Raw genomic sequence first — 18,392 nt, 5'->3', positions numbered from 1 at the left:
GCCCTGCATGAATCAGGAAGATCGCCTGTCCGAACCCGACCTGGCGCTGCTGCAACTGGGTCGCCGCCTGCACGCCGACGGCTACCGTTTTATCACGCCGACGCCGTTGACCCATGAACGGGTCAACCAACGGCCCGGCAACGAACGCTCGAAGACCCTGCGGGATGTCTTCGGCTGGTCCCGGCCCTTCGCACCGGGGCTGATTTCCGCCGACGAGCAGCGCCAATTGCAGGAAGCCGAAGTGTTGGAAGAACGCGATGGCCTGCTGCGCAGCCGCGTACGCTGGTCGAGCCTGGACGGCATGCTGTTCGCCCATTCGCAGTTCCCGACCCAGGCCAATGACGCGGTGTTCTTCGGCCCCGACAGCTACCGTTTCGCCCATCTGATCCATACCCATTTGCAACAGAACTTCACGGCCGTGCATCGCGCCGTGGACATCGGCTGCGGTGCCGGCGTCGGGGCGATGATCATCGCCCGTGCCCGCCGCGAGGCCCAGGTCCTGGCCGTCGACATCAACCCCTTGGCGTTGCGCCTGTGTGCCGTCAACGCCGCGCTGGCCGAGGTTGCCAACGTCGAGATCGCCCGCAGCGATGTTCTGCGGGACGTCGACGGCAGTTTCGACCTGATCGTCGCCAACCCGCCGTACATGGCCGACCCCGCCGAGCGCGCGTATCGCCATGGCGGCGGAACGCTGGGCGCCGGGTTGTCGCTGCGGATCGTCGAGCAGGCGTTGCCCCGGCTGACGCCTGGCGGCTCGCTGGTGCTCTACACCGGCGTGGCGATGGTCGATGGTCGCGACCCGTTCCTCGAAGCCTTGGGTGCGTGGCGCGATTCGGCGGAGTTTGCCTGGACCTACAGGGAATTGGACCCGGACGTATTCGGCGAGGAGCTGCTGACGCCGGGTTATCAGGACGTTGAAAGGATCGCCGTGGTGGCGTTGGTTGTCACCCGCACGGGTGCGGGTATCGGAGGGAACATCGATGAACAGGCGTCTGAAGTTCGGCATTGAAGAGGAATATTTCATCACCGACCTGCAAACCCGCCGCATGCCCGAGCAGCCGCCCGCGGCAGCGGTTGCGGCCTGTCGGGAGGAGCTGGGCAAGCATTTCGCCCATGAAATGTTCCAGAGCCAGGTGGAAATGGCTTCGCCCATCTTCCGCAGCCTGGCCGAGGCCGCCGATTACCTGGCCCAGGTACGCGGCGGCCTGACCCAGCGGCTGGCGCCCCATGGCCTTGGCTTGTTGAGTGCAGGGTCGCATCCCATGGCGACCGTCGGCTTGCAACCCACCGACGAGCTGCACTTCCAGCAACTGTTTGACGATTACCAGCGTGTGGCGCGGCGCAGCGTACTGTCGGGCCTGCATGTGCACGTGGAAGTGCCAGCGGATCATGATCGGGTCAAGGTAATGAACGAGGTGTTGCCCTGGCTGCCGATGCTGTTGGCGCTGAGTGCGTCTTCGCCATTCTGGAACGGCGCCTACAGCGGCTTCAGCAGTTATCGCCAAGTGGCCTGCGATGAGTGGCCGCGCATGGGCGTGCCGGAATTCTTCGAGGATGAGCCGACGTTCGAGGGCTACGTCAACATGCTCACCCGCACCGGCTCGATCCGCCAACCCAGCGATTGCTGGTGGGTGCTGCGGCCGTCGTCGCGTTATCCGACCCTGGAACTGCGCATCTGCGATGCCTGCCCACGGATAGAAGATGTGTTGTGCCTCGTTTCGCTGTTTCGGCTGATGATTGCCCATGCTATCGCCCAGCTCAAACCCGGCGCCAACTACAGCCTGATGTCCCACTGGATCCTCAAGGAAAACCGCTACCGGGCCAAGCGTCACGGGATCCTCGCGGAGTTTATCGTCGAGGGCCAGGATCAACCGATGCTCATTGGCGAGTGGCTGAACCTCGCCGAGCAGACCTTCGGCGAAACCGCGACGGCGCTGGGTGTGCAGGACGTGTTCAAGCAAGCGCGCCGAATCATCCAGCAGGGCACCAGTGCTGATCGGCAAGTGGTGCTCTATGAACAGGGGTTGCTGCTGGGCGATACGACTGAAGAGGCGCTGGGCCGGGTGGTCGATCAACTGCTGTCGGAAACCGCCGGAATGCCCGTCGCCGATCCGACCCTTGCGCAAGTAGCAGGTGGCCCATGACCAGCAAGAACCTCGACGATTACAACCGCATGCGCGATTTCGCCGCCACCCCGGAGCCGGCGGCGAAGCGCTCGCGCAAATCGACGAAAACCGCCCACGCCTTGCAATACTGCATCCAGAAGCACGATGCCACTCGGTTGCATTACGATTTCCGCCTGGAGCTGGACGGTGCGCTGAAGAGCTGGGCGGTGCCCAAGGGGCCGTCCCTGGACCCGAAGGTCAAGCGCCTGGCGGTGCACGTTGAAGACCACCCGCTGGACTATGCGACCTTTGAGGGCAGCATTCCCGAGGGGCATTATGGCGCCGGTGACGTCATCGTCTGGGACCGGGGCGTGTGGATTCCCCAGGGCGATGTGCACCAAGCCTACGAAAAGGGCCGGCTCAAGTTCGAATTGCGCGGGGAAAAGCTCGCGGGCCTGTGGAACCTGGTGCGCACCCATATGCCGGGCAAGCAGGAGCAATGGTTCCTGATCAAGCATCAGGACGACGCGGCCCGGCCGGAAAGCGAGTACGACGTGGTGGCGGCCGAGCCTGACAGCGTGCTCAGCGACCGCACCATCGTGCCCAAGCGTCGAGGCAAGGCCGCTGCTGCAAAACCCGTCAAGCAGCCGGAAGAACCTGCCAAGCCGAAGTCGACGAAAAAAACGGGGAAGACCACCCTCAGCGGCGCCGTCGCCGGCCCGATGCCCGAAACCCTCAAGCCGGAACTGGCGACCCTGGTGGAAAGCGCCCCGGACGGCGACTGGCTCTACGAGATCAAGTTCGACGGCTACCGGGTCATGGCGCGCATCGACAACGGCGACGTGCGCTTGATCACCCGCAACGGCCACGATTGGACGCATAAGCTGCCGAAACAGGCCGAGGCCCTGGCGGCGCTGGGGTTGGAATCGGCCTGGCTCGACGGCGAGATGGTCGTCGCCAACGAGCAAGGCGTGCCGGATTTCCAGGCCCTGCAAAACGCCTTCGACGCCGGCAGCAGCGGCAAGATTGCGTATTACCTGTTCGACCTGCCGTACCTCAATGGCATGGACCTGCGCAAAGTGCCGGTGGAGGAACGCCGGGCCGCGTTGGCCGCCGTCCTCGAACCCAATGAAGACCCCTTGCTGCGCTTCTCGGACTCTTTCGAAGAGACCCCCGAAGCACTGCTCAACAGCGCCTGCCAGATGCGCATGGAAGGGTTGATCGGCAAGCGGCAGGGCAGCGCCTATGTGTCCCGGCGCAGCAGCGACTGGATCAAGCTCAAGTGCAAGAATCGCCAGGAATTCGTCGTGGTTGGCTTCAGTGACCCGAAGGGCGCCCGCAGCGCGTTCGGTGCGCTGTTGCTGGGCCTGCACGACGTCGACAGCGGCGAATTGCGCTATGCCGGCAAGGTCGGCACCGGTTTCAACGAAACCACCCTCAAGAGCATCTATCAGCAGTTGTTGCCCCTGGAAACGAAAAAAGCTGCCGTGGTCAATCCGCCCACCGGCTATGACGCCAAGGGCGTGCATTGGCTCCAGCCGGAGTTGTTGGCGGAAGTGGCGTTTGCCGAAATGACCAAGGAAGGCTCGGTACGCCATGCCGTGTTCCATGGCTTGCGCAACGACAAGCCGGCCAAGGCGATCACCCAGGAATTGCCGAAAACCGTGAAGAAGACCGCGGCCAAGGACGAGGACGAAGCGGCGCCGGCCAAGGCGAAAGCCAAAGCCAAAGCCAAGCCCAAGGCTGCGCAGTCGCCAACGTTGGACGGCAAGGTCCGCATCACCCATCCGGATCGGGTCATCGACGCGAGCAGCGGCACGACAAAAATGCAACTGGCCGAATACTACGCCAGCGTTGCCGATTTCATCCTGCCGGAACTGGCCGACCGTCCTGTGGCGCTGGTCAGGGCGCCGGATGGCATTGCAGGGGAGTTGTTCTTCCAGAAGAACCCCGAACGCCTGGCCATTCCCGGCATCACCAGCCTGGACAAGGACCTGACCGGGCAACCCATCATGATCATCAACAACGCCGAGGCGCTGATTGGCGCGGTGCAGATGAGCACCGTGGAGCTGCACACCTGGAACGGCACTTCCGTGGACCTGGACAAGCCTGATCGCTTCGTCCTGGACCTTGACCCGGACCCGGCACTGCCTTGGAAAAGCATGGTGGAAGCCACGCAACTGACCTTGTCGGTACTGGATGAACTGGGCCTGAAGGCATTCCTGAAGACCAGCGGCGGCAAGGGCATTCACATTGTCGTGCCGATTACCCGCAAGTTGGGCTGGGACGAGGTGAAGGGTTTCAGCCACGCCATCGTCAGCCACATCGCCAAGCTGTTGCCTGATCGTTTCTCGGCGGTGTCGGGGCCGAAGAACCGGGTAGGGCGGATCTTCATCGATTACCTGCGCAACGGCCTGGGCGCCACGACCATCTGCGCCTACGCCGCCCGTACCCGCGAGGGGTTGCCGGTGTCGGTGCCGATCTACCGCGAAGAAGTGGCCGAGCTCAAGGGCGCCAACCTGTGGAACGTGCACAACGTCCATGAGCGACTGGCAGAGGTGGGGCATGAGCCTTGGGCTGACCTGCGCAAGACCCGCCAGAGCATCACCGCCGACATGCGGCGGCGGATTGGGATGAAGAAGACTGTCAAGTAGCTTGAGCGGACCCCTTTTGTGACAGGTGGAACCACATGGCAGATCGAACGATTGTGGCGAGGGGATCACTGTGGCGAGGGGATTTATCCCCGTTGGGGCGCGAAGCGGCCCTAAGACCTGACACCTCGCTGTGTCTGACAAACAACCAGGGGCTGCTGCGCAGCCCAGCGGGGCGGTGCGACGTTTCGATAAATCCCCTCGCCACAAATGAATCTCGTGCCACAAGTTAGCGGTCAGGCCCTGGTTTTAATAAACCTGCGAACGCCGCAACTGCTCGATCGTTTCAATCAACTCGTCATAGGACACCGGCTTGCCGATGTGCTGGTCGAAGCCCGATTGCTGGGATTTATTCAGGTCGGTGGACGCGCCGTAGCCGGTCAGGGCGATGGCCGGGATGTGCTTGATATGGGGCAGCTTGCGCAGGGCCTGCATCAGTTCATGGCCGTTCATCACCGGCATCCCGAGGTCGGAAATCACCACGTCGAAACGGCCATCCTTGGCGGCTTCCAACGCCTCCAACGGCTGATCGAAGGCAACCACGATGGCGTCTTCCATCTCCAGCAGCAGCTTGAGGGTGTCGAGCACGTCGGGCGAGTCATCCACCAGCAGGATCGTCAAACCGCCCAGGCGCCCGGACTGTTCGTCGCAAGACTGCGGTTTAGGTTCGATCGCGGCATTGCTCAAGGGCAGGCGAATGGTGAAGGTGCAGCCTTTGCCCAGCCCTTCGGACTTGACTTCGACGCTGCCGCCGTGGGCTTCGGTCAATTGCCGGACCAGTGACAGGCCGATCCCCAGGCCTTCGCGCTGGTGGGTGGCGTGCTGGGTCTCGGCCTGGCCGAACAGGTCGAACACTTCGTTCAGGTGCTCCGCCGCGATACCCACGCCAGAGTCCTTTACGTCCAGGCGAGCCATATGGTCGTCATGGCTGGCGACCAGTTGCACCCGGCCGCCGTTGGGGGTGAACTTCAGCGCGTTGTTCACCAGGTTCCAGATGATCTGCTCCAGCCGGGTCGGGTCGGCATTGACGACCAGCTCGCCGCTGGAGCCCTCAGGCAGCTCAAGGGTGACTTTGTTCGGGTGATTGTCGTTGATCACCACGGTGTAGATGTCTTGCAGCACGCGAGCCAGATCGACCGGCTGGCGCTTGAGCTTGAGCTTGCCGGTGCGGACACGGGCCACGTCCAGCAGGTCGTCGATGATGCGCGCCTGGCTGGTGACCGCGTCGCAAATGGTGTTCACGGCCCGGGCTGCCGCGGTGACGGTCTTGGTCACCGGCAGGCGCCGCAGCAGCTCGGCATTGAGCTGGATCAGGTTCAACGGGTGCTTGAGCTCGTGGGACATGACCGCGAAGAACTCATCCTTCAAATGGCTGGAGTTCTGGGTTTCCGTCAGCCGTTGGGTCTGTTCCTCATGCAGGCGCTTGTGGCCGGTGAGGTCACGGGCGATCTTCACGTAGCCCTGCAAATAGTCGCCGCTGAGCAGCGTGACTTCGCCGCTGCAGAAGAAGCGGCTGCCGTCCTTGCGCTGGTGCCAGCGCTCGTCTTCGCAACGGCCTTTGGCCCGTGCAGTGCTCAGTTCTGTTTCGGGGACGCCGGTGGCGCGGTCTTCGGGGGTAAAGACAAAGTCGTAGTAGCTGCCTTCCGCTTCCGCCTTCGTGTGGCCGAAAATCAGCTCCGCCCCCGTGTTCCAACTGGTGATCACGCCGTGCTCGTCCAGCAGGATGATCGCGTAGTCGCGGGTGCTTTCCGCCACCAGGCGCATGCGCTCCTCGCCCAGGCGCAGCTCTTCTTCGGCGGCTCGGCGCTTGGTGATGTCGATGAACGTCAGTACCGTGCCGTCGATATGGTCTTCGCTGGAGCGGTACGGCAGCAGCCGGGCGATGTACCAGCGAGCATCGCTGCTGCTGACTTCGCGCTCGATCATGTTCAGGGATTCGAACACCTGGGTCGCGTCCGCCGCCATGTCGGGGTAGTCCAGGCGATGGGTGATGTCCAGCAACGAACGCCCGGTGTCCACCGGAAGCATGCTGAAGATCTCCGTGGCCCGAGGGGTGAACCACTTGATGCGCATGCTGCGGTCGATGAACACCGTGGCGATGTCGGTGGAGGCGATCAGGTTGGTCAGGTAATCATTGATCTTGTCGGTTTCTTCAACCTTGGTCTTGAGCTCGTAGTTGACCGTCAGCAGCTCTTCGTTGATCGATTGCAGCTCTTCCTTGCTGGTCTCCAGCTCCTCGGTGGCGGAGCGCAGTTCCTCGTTGATGGCCTGCATTTCTTCGTTGGAGGCCTTGAGCTCCTCGCTGGAGACTTCGGCCTGCTCGATGGTGTCTTGCAGGTGCAACTTGGTCCGCTGCAGCTCGCGCTCCAGATTGGCCAGGACCTGGTTTTCGGTCTGGCTGGTGATGGTGTCGACCTGTTGGATGGGGTCGACTTCTTCCTCTTCGAACACCACGAGCACGAACTCGCCATCGGACAGTTCGTCGCGATACGGCTGGACCAGCAGGTCCACCAGGAAACGTCGCCCATCGCGCTCCATGTTGACCTGTCGCGACTTGACCGGCTGGCCGTTCTGGTTGACCTGGAACAACGCGGTGCGGATTTCCAGGCGCAGTTGCGGATTGATCAGGGTCAACAGGTTGCGCGACATTTCGCCACCGACATGGCGCAGGAAGCGACCGGCACTTTCGATCATGTGCAGGATGTCGCCATTGCTGTCGACGATGAAGCTGGGTGGCGCGGCCTGTTCGATGGCGCGCAGGTGGATATCGGCAAACGACACCTTGCGCGGCACCGGGACCTGGACGGGGACCAGGGACGAGGTGCTGCGCACGTAGCCGCCACGGGGCATGGTCGGGGTGCGGCGGCTGCTGGCAGTGCCGTACTTGGCCCGGAAGATCCGGTTGCGCTTGTCCACCGGGCTGAATAGCTCATGGCACGCATCCGCCGATTCCGAGGAACCGAGGAACAAATAACCGCCAGGACGCAGGGCAAAGTGGAACATTTGCAGGATTTCCCGCTGTACTTCGCGGTCGAGGTAGATCAGCAGGTTACGGCAGACGATCAGGTCAATCTGCGAGAAAGGTGGGTCCGACAGCAAGCTGTGCTTGGCGAACAGCACCCGTTCGCGGATTTCCTTGCGAACCCTGAAACTGGTGCCTTCCTTCAAGAAGTACTGACGCAGGCGGGTGGGGGGGACGTCGGTGATGATCGCTTCCGGATAGGCGCCGCCGCGACCCACGGTAATCGCCCGTTCATCGATATCGGTGGCGAATATCTGCAATTTGGCGCTGCTGGCGTCGTGTTGCAGCTGGTCGCTGAGCAACATGGCCAGGGTGTAGGCCTCTTCGCCGGTCGAGCAACCGGCTGACCAGACGCGGATCTCCTCCGGCGGCACGCTGCCCGGTTCCACCGGCTTGAGCAGGTTGGGCAGGACGTCACGCTCAAGGGCTTCGAAGGCCTCGCGATCACGGAAGAAGTTGGTCACGCCGATCAGCAGGTCGCCGAGCAGCGCCTTGGTTTCTTCCGGATGATTCTGCAGGTAGCTGTAGTAGGCGCCCAGGTCCGGTTGGGTGGTGACTTGCATGCGCCGTTCGATGCGCCGCAGCACGGTGGCGCGCTTGTAATGCTTGAAGTCATGGCCGGTGCCGGCGCGCAGCAGCACCAGAACATCATGCAGCGATTGCTCGGCGGCGATCGCCTCACGCTCGGAGGCCGGCGGTTGGGTATGGATCTCCGGATCGTTGGCGGTCGGCAGGCGGATGGCCTGGGAGTTGCGCCAGAGCTCCAAGAGCTTTTGCGGCATCTCGACGACAGGGAGGACCAGGTCGACCATTTGGGTGTCGATGGCGGCTTGGGGCATGCCATCGAACTCGGCGTCCTGGGGCGACTGGGCGATGGTCACGCCGCCTTGTTCCTTGATGCGCGACAGGCCCACGGCGCCGTCCGAGCCGGTGCCTGACAGTACCAGGCAGAATGCCCGGTCCTTGTGCACATCGGCCAGGTCCCGAAAGAACAGGTCGATCGCCACGTGCCCGCCCTGGCGCGGCTCGGCCGGGGAAACCTTCAGGTAGCCGTCGTTCATCGTCAACTGATGGGCCGGGGAAATCACATAGACATGGTTCTTCTCGATCGGCACCGCCTCGGTCACCTGCAACACAGGCATCTTGGTGGATTCCTGGATGATCTTGTCGGCGATGCTCTGATGATCCGGGGAGAGGTGCAAAACGATCACGAACGCCATGCCGTTGTCCTTGGGCATGTGTTCGAAAAACTGCTTGATGGCCTGTAGCCCGCCCGCGGAAGCACCGATTCCGACCACGGCGAAATCCAGGCTGCTGGGGCTCAGCTCTCGTCGCTGTGGCACGTTGGGAGAGCGTTTGCTTGAAGATGGCATATAAATTTGGCCTTAAGGGCGGCGGGGCGGTCCAGCGCTGCCGACTCGATTCGGGATACAAAAAGTCGCAGGATAGTCGGGTTACGCGAAGATTGCGAAAACTCACGCTTCGCTACGCCGCCGCCACCCACATTGTGTACCTTCAAAAGCTATTCAGCCTACCGGAACCCGCAGGTATTCCGGCTGCAGATAGTTGAACCACAGCAGGATCATTTCCACCAGGATCGTCACCAGCACCAGCAAACCCACGCCCCAGACGCTGGCCGAATACAGCAGGCCCTGTTCCTTCTTCAAACCCATGAACTTGGGCAAACCGACGAACAGCAGGAACGTCGAATAGACTGAAGCGGCCAACAGGACCGCCACCGCCAGCCAGCGGCTCGGATACACGCCGAAGATCCCGGCCAGGAAGTACGGGGTAGCGGTGTAGGCGGCGAACCCGATGCATTGGTTGACCGTGGGCCGGACTTCGAAGGTGCGCGACATCCAGCGGATGAACAACCCCATCAGCGACACGCCGACCACGATGGTTACGTACAGCAGCACGCATAGCTGTAGTGCACTGGCGTGGCTGAGTCGCACGGTTTCGTTCTCGGCCAGGCTCCAACCGGTCCAGGTGGTACCGATGAACAGGCACACCGCCGGGATCAACGCGAGCAACAGCAGATGCGCCAGGTAATGGTGGGGATGAGCCTGCTCTTGCTCGCGAATGTCACCCCAGGCGAATTCGGGATGGGTGAACAATTTGACGAAAAGCACGGACATGACGACCTCCTGATCAGGACAGCCTCTGCATGAGGCTCATACGGTTATGAGGTACAGGATTGGCCAGGGGTTTCATTTATTTGGCCGCTGCGGGCGACGGCGCGATAAAGGGAATGATTCGAAACGGCGGGGGTCAACCCATCAGCATCCATGAAGGACTGTATGCCATGACTGTTGCCCATTCCCTGATCGAGTACATGCGCGAACATGACTTGCGCCTGACCACCGCCGAGTCCTGCACTGCGGGGCTGATCGTCACGCTGTTGGCCGAAGTGCCGGGCAGCGGTTCGCTGATCGAAAGCGGCTATGTGGTGTATTCCCCAGAAGCCAAGCAACGCCTGCTCGGGGTCAAGCCACGAACCATCGACACCTTCAACCTGACCAGCCGTGAAGTCGCCGAGGAAATGGCCCTCGGCGCCCTGCGCGACGCCAACGCCAACGTCGCGGTCGCCACCACCGGCCTGCTCGGGCCGGACGACAAGGACGGTATTCCCGCCGGCACGGTGTGTTTTGCCTGGGCGTTCGAAGTGGACGGGCAACGCGCGCTGTTCAGTCGCCGCGAGCGGTTCTTCGGCGATCGTTCCCAGGTACAACGTCTCTCCAGTGAGTACGCCTTGCAACAGATACCGGGCTATCACCAGCGGGCTTTGACGGGCGACCGTCGATAGGGAGGACCGTCATGACCGACGAATACGACCAGGACGACCAGGATGACCACCGTAGCCGCGAGTTCCCGGTGCGCGAGGACATGGCGTTCCAGCACAAGGTCTGGCGTTTCGAACGGGTGGGTTGGTACGTGTTGGTGCTGCTGGTGATCCTGACCCTGCTCGGGTTGTTTTCCCGTGGCCCGCTGAGTAGCCGCGAAATGCACAGCGCCGACGGCAGCATTGGTGTCGAGTACGAAAAATTCCACCGCAACGGCTCGACCAACCCGATGATCATTCGCCTGAAGGGCGCGCCTGGCGCCGTGCTGGAGGTGGAACTCGGGGGTGACTGGCTGGAAGGGTTCGACGTGCAGAGCGTACAGCCGCAGCCCATGCGCTCGGCGGCCGCAGGACCGGGCATGAAAATCTGGCTGCAGGCGGATGGCGAGGGGCAGGCCAACCTGCACCTGTCGTTGCTCGGCGAAGGCCTTGGCACCTATCAAACCCGCATCGCCACGTCCCATGGCGCGGTGGTGACGTTCAATCAATTCATCTTTCCTTAGGTGACGTATGGATTCGGTATTGCGCGCCGCCGCGATGTACGCGGTATTGATGGTGTTGTTCAAGATCGCCGGGCGTCGCTCGCTGGCTGAGATCACCACCTTCGACTTCGTGCTGCTGATGATCATCGGCGAGGCGACCCAGCAGGCGCTGCTGGGGGATGACTTTTCGATGACCAACTCATTCATGGTCATCGTCACGCTGATCGCCATCGACGTCGGGTTTTCGTTGCTCAAGCTGCGCTCCGATTGGGTGTCCCGGCTGATCGACGGCGGCCCGACCATCATCGTCGAGGACGGGCGTATCTTGGAGGGGCGCATGCGCCACGCCCGGCTGATCGAGGCAGACATCATGGAAGCGGCCCGCTCCAGCCAGGGCATCGAGACCCTGGACCAGATCAAGTTTGCGATTATCGAGCGTAACGGGAAGATTTCGGTGATTGCCAAGGAGTGATCCGAAGGACGCTTCTGTGGCGAGGGAGCAAGCTCCCTCGCCACGGGATATGTGCGTGTGCCTACAGGATCGGCTTGCCCCCCGTCACCGCATACCGCGAGCCCGAGATGTAGCTGGACTCATCCGACGCCAGCAGCACGAAGATCGGTGCCACTTCCACCGGTTGGCCGGGGCGGCCCAGCGGCGTCTGGGACCCGAAATTCTGCACTTCTTCCTCGGGCATGGTGGCGACGATCAGCGGCGTCCAGATCGGCCCTGGCGCGACGCTGTTCACGCGGATACCCTTGGGCCCGAGCATCTGCGCCAGGCCGCCGGTGAAGTTGGCGATGGCGCCCTTGGTCGTGGCATACGCCAGCAATGTCGGCTTGGGCATGTCGGAATTGACCGACGTGGTGTTGATGATCGAGCCACCGGTCTTCATGTGCGGAACTGCGGCCTGGCAGATCCTGAACATCGCCGTGATGTTGATATCGAACGTGCGGACCCATTCCTCGTCGGGGATTTCTTCCAGACTCTCATGGGTCATCTGGAACGCGGCGTTATTGACGAGCACGTCGATACGCCCGAAGCGCGCGACGGTGTCGTCGACGACCTTGCGGCACTGGGCCTTATCGGCGAGGTCACCCGGAAGCAACAGGCATTGGCGCCCAGCTTCTTCGACCCAACGAGCGGTTTCCTTGGCGTCTTCATGCTCGTTCAGATAAGAGATCGCCACGTCCGCTCCTTCACGGGCGAAGGCAATCGCCACGACGCGCCCGATGCCGCTGTCCGCACCGGTAATCAGCGCGATCTTGTTCGCCAGGCGTCCGGAGCCTTTATAGCTTTGTTCGCCGCAGTCCGGGTAAGGGTCCATTTTCTGCTGGCTGCCCGGTACGGGTTGTTGTTGCTTGGGGAAGGGCGGGGTTGGGTAATTGGCCATAATCGTTCTCCATGGCGAGTGGTTGCGATGGAGGGTGGACTTCGGGCTTTCCAGCAGAGTTCGGTTGGATTTTCCCGTCGGTCGATGAGCGTGACCGGCAGCGGTTCGTCGACTGACCCTACGTCCGGGTGAACGTGGGTAAGGCCGTCTATTCAAATGTCAGGAAAGATTCAACAGGAGAAACAGCATGTTCAGTCACATACAGATTGGCGCGCGGGACCTGCCGAAAATGGTCGCATTCTATGATGCCGTGCTCGGCTGCCTGGGCCTGGTGCGCATGGAGAGCGAGGATGACTCGGGGCCACCGGGGGAGGGTTGGCATCAGCCTGGCAAGCATTGGCCGCAAGTGTTCGTCCAGGTGCCGATCAATGGGCTGCCGGCGACGTGGGGCAATGGCATGCAAGTCAGCTTTGCTGCTGAGTCACAGCAAGCCGTGCGCGACGCCTGGAAGACAGCGCTCGACCTGGGCGGTTTCGACGAAGGCGCACCGGGCCTGAGGCCGCAATATTCAAAGGATTATTACGGCGCCTATTGCCGGGATCCGGAGGGGAACAAGTTGTGCTTTGTGCATACGCCGGATATGTATGACTGACACCAGCATGGTCTGAGATTGGTGCCTTTGTGGCGAGGGGATTTATCCCCGCTGGGTCGCGCAGCGGCCCTGTTTTTTGCGGTCGCTGCGCAACCGAGCGGGGATAAATCCCCTCGCCACAAGAGATCCGGTCAGGCTCGGGATTTCAGGCTGCGCTCCATCCGCGCAATCCCTTCCTCCAGCAACGCCCGTGGGCAGCCGAAGTTCAATCGCACGAACTGCCCCGCGTCGTCGCCGAAATCCAACCCGGCACTCAAGCCGACCTTGGCTTCCTTGAGGAAGAAACCCTGCGGGTCGTCCAGCCCCAACCCGGAGCAATCCAGCCACGCCAGGTAGGTGCCTTGGGGCACGGTCATGGTGATGCCCGGCAGACGGGTCTTCACGGCTTCGACCAGGTAATCGCGGTTGGCTTGCAGATAGTCCTTCAAAGCCTCCAGCCACGGACCCGCTTCGCTGTAGGCCGCACGGGTGGCCTCGAGGCCGAGGGCGTTGACGCTGTCGACCATGCCGGCCCTGGCCGCGTTGACCCGTTCCCGCAGCTTGGCGTTCTGGATGATGGCGAAAGAGGTCTTCAGGCCGGCGATGTTATAGGCCTTGCTGGCCGACATCAGGGTGATGGTGCGCTCGGCGATCTCCGCGCCCAGGGTGGCGGTGGGGATGTGCTTGCGACCGTCGAAGCACAGCTCGGCATGGATTTCATCCGAGATGATCCAGGCGTCCTGCTCGACACAGATGTCTGCCACTGCCTTCAATTCGCTGTGGCCGAACACCTTGCCCAGCGGGTTGTGCGGGTTGCTCAGCAGCAGCGCGCCGCCGCCGTGCAACGCAGCTTTCAGCCCGGTCAGGTCCGTGTGGAATTCGCCGTTGAGCGGGTTGAACGGCAGCTCCACTTTCTTAAGGCCCCAGTTCCCCGGGGCGTTGCGCAGCGGCGGGTAGTTGGGCACCTGCACCACGACGTTCTGCTGCGGTTCCACCAGCGCATGCAAGGCCATGTTGAAGCCCGGCTCGACCCCTGGCAGGAAGAGGATCTGCTGGGGCTCGACGCGCCAGGCGTATTTGCTCCAGAGGTCGGCGACGATGGCGGCGCGCAGGTTGTCCTGGGCCACGCTGTAGCCGAGCATCGGATGCTCCAGGCGCTTGCGCAGCGCATCGACGACCACCGGTGGCGCGGCGAAATCCATGTCGGCCACCCACATCGGCAATACCTCGGCCGGGTAGCGGCTCCACTTGGTGCTACCGGTGCCGTGGCGCTCGAACACCTGGTCGAAATCGAAAGTCATGGTGGTTCCATCAGGTCGGGGAAGGGTGGTCGCCATGATAAAGCAAACTTCCGGCAGGAAAAGATCGAAGTCCTCCCGAGGCAAATGTATCGCTGTGTATCCAGAGCCTTTGTAGACACGAAACGATTCCTTCAAGCCCATCGGCGACACACCCGAGATACCTCCCCGGCGTCAAATGAGCCCCATCGAGACAGCACACGCCGTCCCAGGTACTCACTCAAACGTCGGAGACATCGCCATGAACGTCAAGAACCTCAGCATCGCTTCACTGTTTGCCATCCTCAGCCTCGGCGCCGTGGTAGCCAACGCCCAGGACGCCGTCAAGCCGCACACCTACATGTACGGCGACCACCTGGACATCGCCAAGGTGCTGTCGGTCAAGCAAGGGGCGGGGTCGGGCTGCGGCGTCGTCGAATCGCGCATGACCTACCTGGACTCCACCGGCGCGATCCGGGCGCTGGACTACAGCGCGATTGCCCAGGATTGCGGCCAGGACAACTGAGGCGTCGGCCTTCAAGGAGATCTACCATGTACACCACTTTGTCGAAGCCAGAAAACCTACAGCGCCACCGTCGCCGGTTTGCACCCACCGTCCTCGCATGCGCGCTGCTGCAACTGGGCGCGTTGGGATTGGCATCGTTCCAGGCAAATGCGGCCGATGTTCCCGCCACCACTGTCGGCACGATCATCCCGGGCAGCCACACTTCGTTCGGGCCGTTGAAGCATGTCAAGGCTGGCCTGTTGGACGTGGCCTACGCTGAAGTCGGTCCCGCCGACGGGCCGGTGGTGATCTTGCTGCACGGCTGGCCTTACGACATTCACAGTTATGCGGATGTGGCGCCGGCGTTGGCCGAGAAGGGCTATCGCGTGCTGATCCCCTATGCCCGGGGCTACGGCGATACACGCTTCCTGTCGGGCAAGACCCTGCGCAACGGCCAGCCATCGGCGCTGGCCAGTGACCTGATCGATTTCATGGACGCACTGAACATCAAGCAAGCCGTGCTCGGCGGCTATGACTGGGGCGCGAGAACCGCCGACATCGTCGCAGCATTGTGGCCGGAGCGTGTGAAAGCGCTGGTTGCGGTGAGTGGCTACCTGATCGGCAGCCAGGAGGCTGGCAAGGCTCCGCTGCCGCCGGCCGCCGAGTTGCAATGGTGGTATCAGTTCTACTTCGCGACAGAGCGTGGTCGCCTGGGCTACGAGAAGAACACCCATGACTTCGCCAAGCTGATCTGGAAACTGGCCTCGCCGAAGTGGAGCTTTGACGACGCGACCTTCGATCGAAGCGCCGCGGCCTTGCAGAACCCCGATCACGTGGCTGTCTCAATCTACAACTATCGTTGGCGCCTGGGGCTGCTGAAGGGCGAGGCCAAATACGCAGGGCTCGAAAAGAAACTCGCGACCTTTCCGTCCATCGCCGTGCCGACGATCACGCTTGAGGGCGACGCCAATGGTGCGCCGCATCCACCGGCAGAAGCCTATGCCAAGCGCTTCACCGGTAAATACCAATATCGACTGATCGACGGTGGCGTGGGCCATAACCTGCCGCAAGAGGCACCGCAGGCCTTCGCCCAGGCTGTGATTGACGCAGACCATCTGTGAAGTCGCCGCAATAGCTGACAAGCGGTGTCCCCGTGGCGAGGGAGCTTGCTCCCGCTGGGCTGCGCAGTAGACCCCACAAGGCTAGCTGGGATCAGCCTGACACCCAGCGGTGGCTGGTTTGGGGCCGCTTCGCGACCCAACGGGAGCAAGCTCCCTCACCACGGGTTTGGCATCTACTTCCAATCAAGCCAGGCTGAACGGCAACTGCCGCAGCGGTTTGCCCGTCAGGCTGGCAATGGCATTGGCAAACGCCGGCGCCAAGGCGGGGAGGCCGGGTTCGCCCATGCCGGTCGGCGGCTCGGCGCTGGGGACGATGTGCACGGCGATCTGCGGCATGTCGGTGATGCGCGGCACGCTGAAGTCGGCAAAGTTGCTTTGCTGCACGACGCCGTCCTTCAACGTCACCGCGCCACCAGGCAGGCACATTGACAACCCCATCAGCGCGGCGCCCTGTACCTGGGCTTCTACGCTGCGCGGGTTGACCGCCAGATTGCAATGCACGCCTGCCGTGACGTTGTGGAGCACCGGACGGCCATCCTGCACCGATGCCTCGACCAAGTAGGCCACCACCGAGCTGAACGACTCATGTACCGCCACGCCCCAGGCTTGGCCGGCCGGTAGCTGGCGCTTGCCGTAGCCGCTCTTGTCCACCGCCAGTTGCAGCGCGTCACGATGGCGCGGGCTCTGCTCGCCAAACAGCTTCATCCGGTATGCCACTGGATCCTGCTTCGTCGTGCGGGCGATTTCGTCGATCAGGGTTTCCATCACGAAAGCGGTATGGGTCGAGCCGACGCTGCGCCACCAGAGCACGGGCACGTTGAGCTTCGGATGATGCACGGTCAATCGCATCGGCAATGGATACGGATCGCGCATGCCCTCCGTGGCGGTGGGGTCGATGCCGTTTTTCATCTGCCCGGCGAACAGGGTGCCGGTGAGGATGGATTGGCCGACCAGGGCGTGGTCCCAGGCCAACACCTTGCCGCTGTCGTCGAAGCCGATGCGCGCGCGGTGCAGGTGCATGGGCCGGTAATAGCCGCCCTTGATGTCGTCTTCCCGGCTCCACAGGGTGCGGATGGGCGCATCGAGCCCGGCGGCGCGGGCGGCCTTGGCGACTTCGCAGGCCTGCACGACAAAATCATTGGTGGGCACGCCGCGTCGGCCAAAACCACCGCCCGCTGTCTGCACATTCACCTGGACTTGCTCGGGCTTGAGGTTCAACACCTTGGCCGCCGCCGCGCCATCGCCGCCGGGGAACTGTGTGCCCACCCATAATTGGGCACGGCCCTCGGACAGTTGGACGGTGCAGTTCAGCGGTTCCATGGGCGCATGGGCCAGATAAGGGAATACGAACTCGGCCTCCAACTGGTGCGGCGCGGAGGCCAGGGGCTTCATATCGGCATCGAAGTGCAGCGGGCCGGATTGGCCAGCCAGCTCGCGGTACTGGGCCAGTTGTTTTTCCGTGTCGACTTTTTCGACTTTGGCCGCGTCCCATTCGACTTTCAGCGCGTCACGACCCAGCTTCGCCTGCCAGTAACCGTCGGCGATCACCGCGACACCTTCGGCACCGCCATCAAGCGGCACGCGCAGCACGGCTTTTACGCCTTTGGTGGTGCGTGCGGCGCTGTCGTCCAGGGAGGCGATGCGGGCGCCGAACACCGGCGGCCGGGCGACCACTGCGGTGAGTTGCCCCGGCAAATGCACGTCGATGCCGAAATCCTGCTGGCCGCTGCTCTTGGCCTTGGCGTCGAGGCGGTTGGTGGCCTGGCCGATGATGCGAAAATCCTTGGGATCCTTGAGCGTGACCTTCTCCGGCACGGGCATCGCCATGGCGGCTTCGGCCAGCTCGCCGTAGGTCGCCTTGCGGCCGCCCGGGCCCAACACCGTGCCGTTTTGCGTGGTCAGGCTGGCGGCGTCGACGTTCCAGCGCGCCGCCGCGGCGGACAGCAGCATCGACCGGGCGCGGGCGCCCAGTTCGCGGTATTGGGTGTAGCTGTTCTTGATCGAATTGGAACCGCCGGTGAGGTGGATGCCAAAGGCCGGGTCCATGTAGGCCGCGTCGTTGCTGCCGTTGCGCGTGCGCACCAGGCTCCAGTCGGCGTCGAGTTCTTCGGCGAGGATCATTGGCAGGCCGGTCTGCACACCTTGGCCGAACTCCAGACGATTGATCGTCACCGTCACTTCGCCGCTCGGCGCGATCTGCACGAAGGCCGAAGGTTGCTGGGTCGGCTTGAGGGGGCCTTCGCCCGCGCCATTGGCTTGCTGCCCAAGGGCCAGGTGAGGAAACGCACCCAAGGCCAGGCCGCCGATGCCGACGATTTTGAGGAAGCTGCGGCGGGGCAGGGTCGCTGGACCGTCCGCATCATCGCGCTCAAGCAGGTGCTGCAAGGCGCGCGGAAGTTCGGTTGGAAAAATCTCGTTGAGCATG

Annotated in this window: 14 protein-coding genes; 9 read left to right on the top strand and 5 right to left on the bottom strand. The window is 62.8% G+C overall.

What is annotated here, in order from left to right; all coding sequences use genetic code 11:
- Positions 1-7 precede the first annotated feature (7 nt).
- The 3 genes from KSS97_RS16020 to ligD are packed head-to-tail and all read left to right on the top strand — an operon-like array spanning position 8 to position 4,759.
- Positions 8-1,009, top strand: a complete 1,002-nt coding sequence (locus KSS97_RS16020; RefSeq protein ID WP_217859592.1) for a methyltransferase — start codon at positions 8-10, stop codon at positions 1,007-1,009.
- Entirely contained in the window at positions 981-2,144 is a 1,164-nt protein-coding gene (locus KSS97_RS16015) for a carboxylate-amine ligase (RefSeq protein WP_217859591.1), read from the top strand. Before KSS97_RS16020 ends, KSS97_RS16015 begins: the two co-directional genes overlap by 29 nt.
- Positions 2,141-4,759: a DNA ligase D gene (gene ligD, locus KSS97_RS16010; protein WP_217859590.1), complete on the top strand. Its 2,619-nt coding sequence runs from the start codon at positions 2,141-2,143 to the stop codon at positions 4,757-4,759. The genes KSS97_RS16015 and ligD overlap by 4 nt, the downstream gene beginning before the upstream one ends.
- Before the next feature lie 246 nt (positions 4,760-5,005).
- Here ligD and KSS97_RS16005 read toward each other — a convergent pair whose 3' ends face one another.
- Both KSS97_RS16005 and KSS97_RS16000 read right to left on the bottom strand, forming a co-directional pair.
- Positions 5,006-9,151, bottom strand: coding sequence for a CheR family methyltransferase (locus KSS97_RS16005; RefSeq protein ID WP_217859589.1), 4,146 nt, complete (start codon positions 9,149-9,151; stop codon positions 5,006-5,008).
- 153 nt (positions 9,152-9,304) lie between these two features.
- Positions 9,305-9,916, bottom strand: a complete 612-nt coding sequence (locus KSS97_RS16000; RefSeq protein ID WP_030140615.1) for a Yip1 family protein — start codon at positions 9,914-9,916, stop codon at positions 9,305-9,307.
- A 167-nt stretch (positions 9,917-10,083) separates the two neighbouring features.
- Between KSS97_RS16000 and KSS97_RS15995 the strand changes: the two genes are divergently transcribed.
- Genes KSS97_RS15995 through KSS97_RS15985 form a run of 3 tightly spaced genes read left to right on the top strand, consistent with a single transcriptional unit; the run spans position 10,084 to position 11,574 of the window.
- Positions 10,084-10,584: a CinA family protein gene (locus KSS97_RS15995; RefSeq protein WP_181288788.1), complete on the top strand. Its 501-nt coding sequence runs from the start codon at positions 10,084-10,086 to the stop codon at positions 10,582-10,584.
- An 11-nt stretch (positions 10,585-10,595) separates the two neighbouring features.
- Entirely contained in the window at positions 10,596-11,123 is a 528-nt protein-coding gene (locus tag KSS97_RS15990; protein WP_217859588.1) for a hypothetical protein, read from the top strand.
- Positions 11,124-11,130: 7 nt separating this feature from the next.
- Complete coding sequence (locus KSS97_RS15985; protein WP_030140618.1) at positions 11,131-11,574, top strand: DUF421 domain-containing protein; 444 nt, start codon at positions 11,131-11,133, stop codon at positions 11,572-11,574.
- Positions 11,575-11,635: 61 nt separating this feature from the next.
- Here KSS97_RS15985 and KSS97_RS15980 read toward each other — a convergent pair whose 3' ends face one another.
- The gene (locus KSS97_RS15980) at positions 11,636-12,493 is read right to left on the bottom strand and encodes a glucose 1-dehydrogenase (RefSeq protein ID WP_217859587.1); all 858 of its coding nucleotides are present in this window, start codon (positions 12,491-12,493) and stop codon (positions 11,636-11,638) included.
- Positions 12,494-12,680: 187 nt separating this feature from the next.
- Between KSS97_RS15980 and KSS97_RS15975 the strand changes: the two genes are divergently transcribed.
- Positions 12,681-13,085, top strand: a complete 405-nt coding sequence (locus tag KSS97_RS15975) for a VOC family protein (protein WP_217859586.1) — start codon at positions 12,681-12,683, stop codon at positions 13,083-13,085.
- Between the two features lie 131 nt (positions 13,086-13,216).
- On the opposite strand, the gene KSS97_RS15970 is transcribed toward KSS97_RS15975, so the two are convergent.
- Positions 13,217-14,365 carry a MalY/PatB family protein gene (locus tag KSS97_RS15970; protein WP_217859585.1) on the bottom strand — a complete coding sequence of 383 codons (1,149 nt, stop codon included), beginning with the start codon at positions 14,363-14,365 and terminating at the stop codon, positions 13,217-13,219.
- A gap of 238 nt (positions 14,366-14,603) precedes the next feature.
- On the opposite strand from KSS97_RS15970, the gene KSS97_RS15965 reads away from it, so the two are divergent.
- Positions 14,604-14,867, top strand: a complete 264-nt coding sequence (locus KSS97_RS15965; RefSeq protein ID WP_217859584.1) for a DUF2790 domain-containing protein — start codon at positions 14,604-14,606, stop codon at positions 14,865-14,867.
- Positions 14,868-14,893: 26 nt separating this feature from the next.
- A complete protein-coding gene (locus KSS97_RS15960; RefSeq protein ID WP_217859583.1) occupies positions 14,894-15,967 on the top strand; it encodes an alpha/beta fold hydrolase in 1,074 nt (357 codons plus the stop codon).
- Positions 15,968-16,150: 183 nt separating this feature from the next.
- Here KSS97_RS15960 and KSS97_RS15955 read toward each other — a convergent pair whose 3' ends face one another.
- Positions 16,151-18,391, bottom strand: coding sequence for a xanthine dehydrogenase family protein molybdopterin-binding subunit (locus tag KSS97_RS15955; protein ID WP_217859582.1), 2,241 nt, complete (start codon positions 18,389-18,391; stop codon positions 16,151-16,153).
- Position 18,392 lies beyond the last annotated feature (1 nt).

Origin of the sequence: Pseudomonas alvandae, from assembly GCF_019141525.1 — a bacterium.
In the GTDB taxonomy this organism is placed as follows: domain Bacteria; phylum Pseudomonadota; class Gammaproteobacteria; order Pseudomonadales; family Pseudomonadaceae; genus Aquipseudomonas; species Aquipseudomonas alvandae.
The sequence above is the reverse complement of the archived record's forward strand: the minus strand, read 5'-3'. Positions and strand labels throughout refer to the sequence as shown.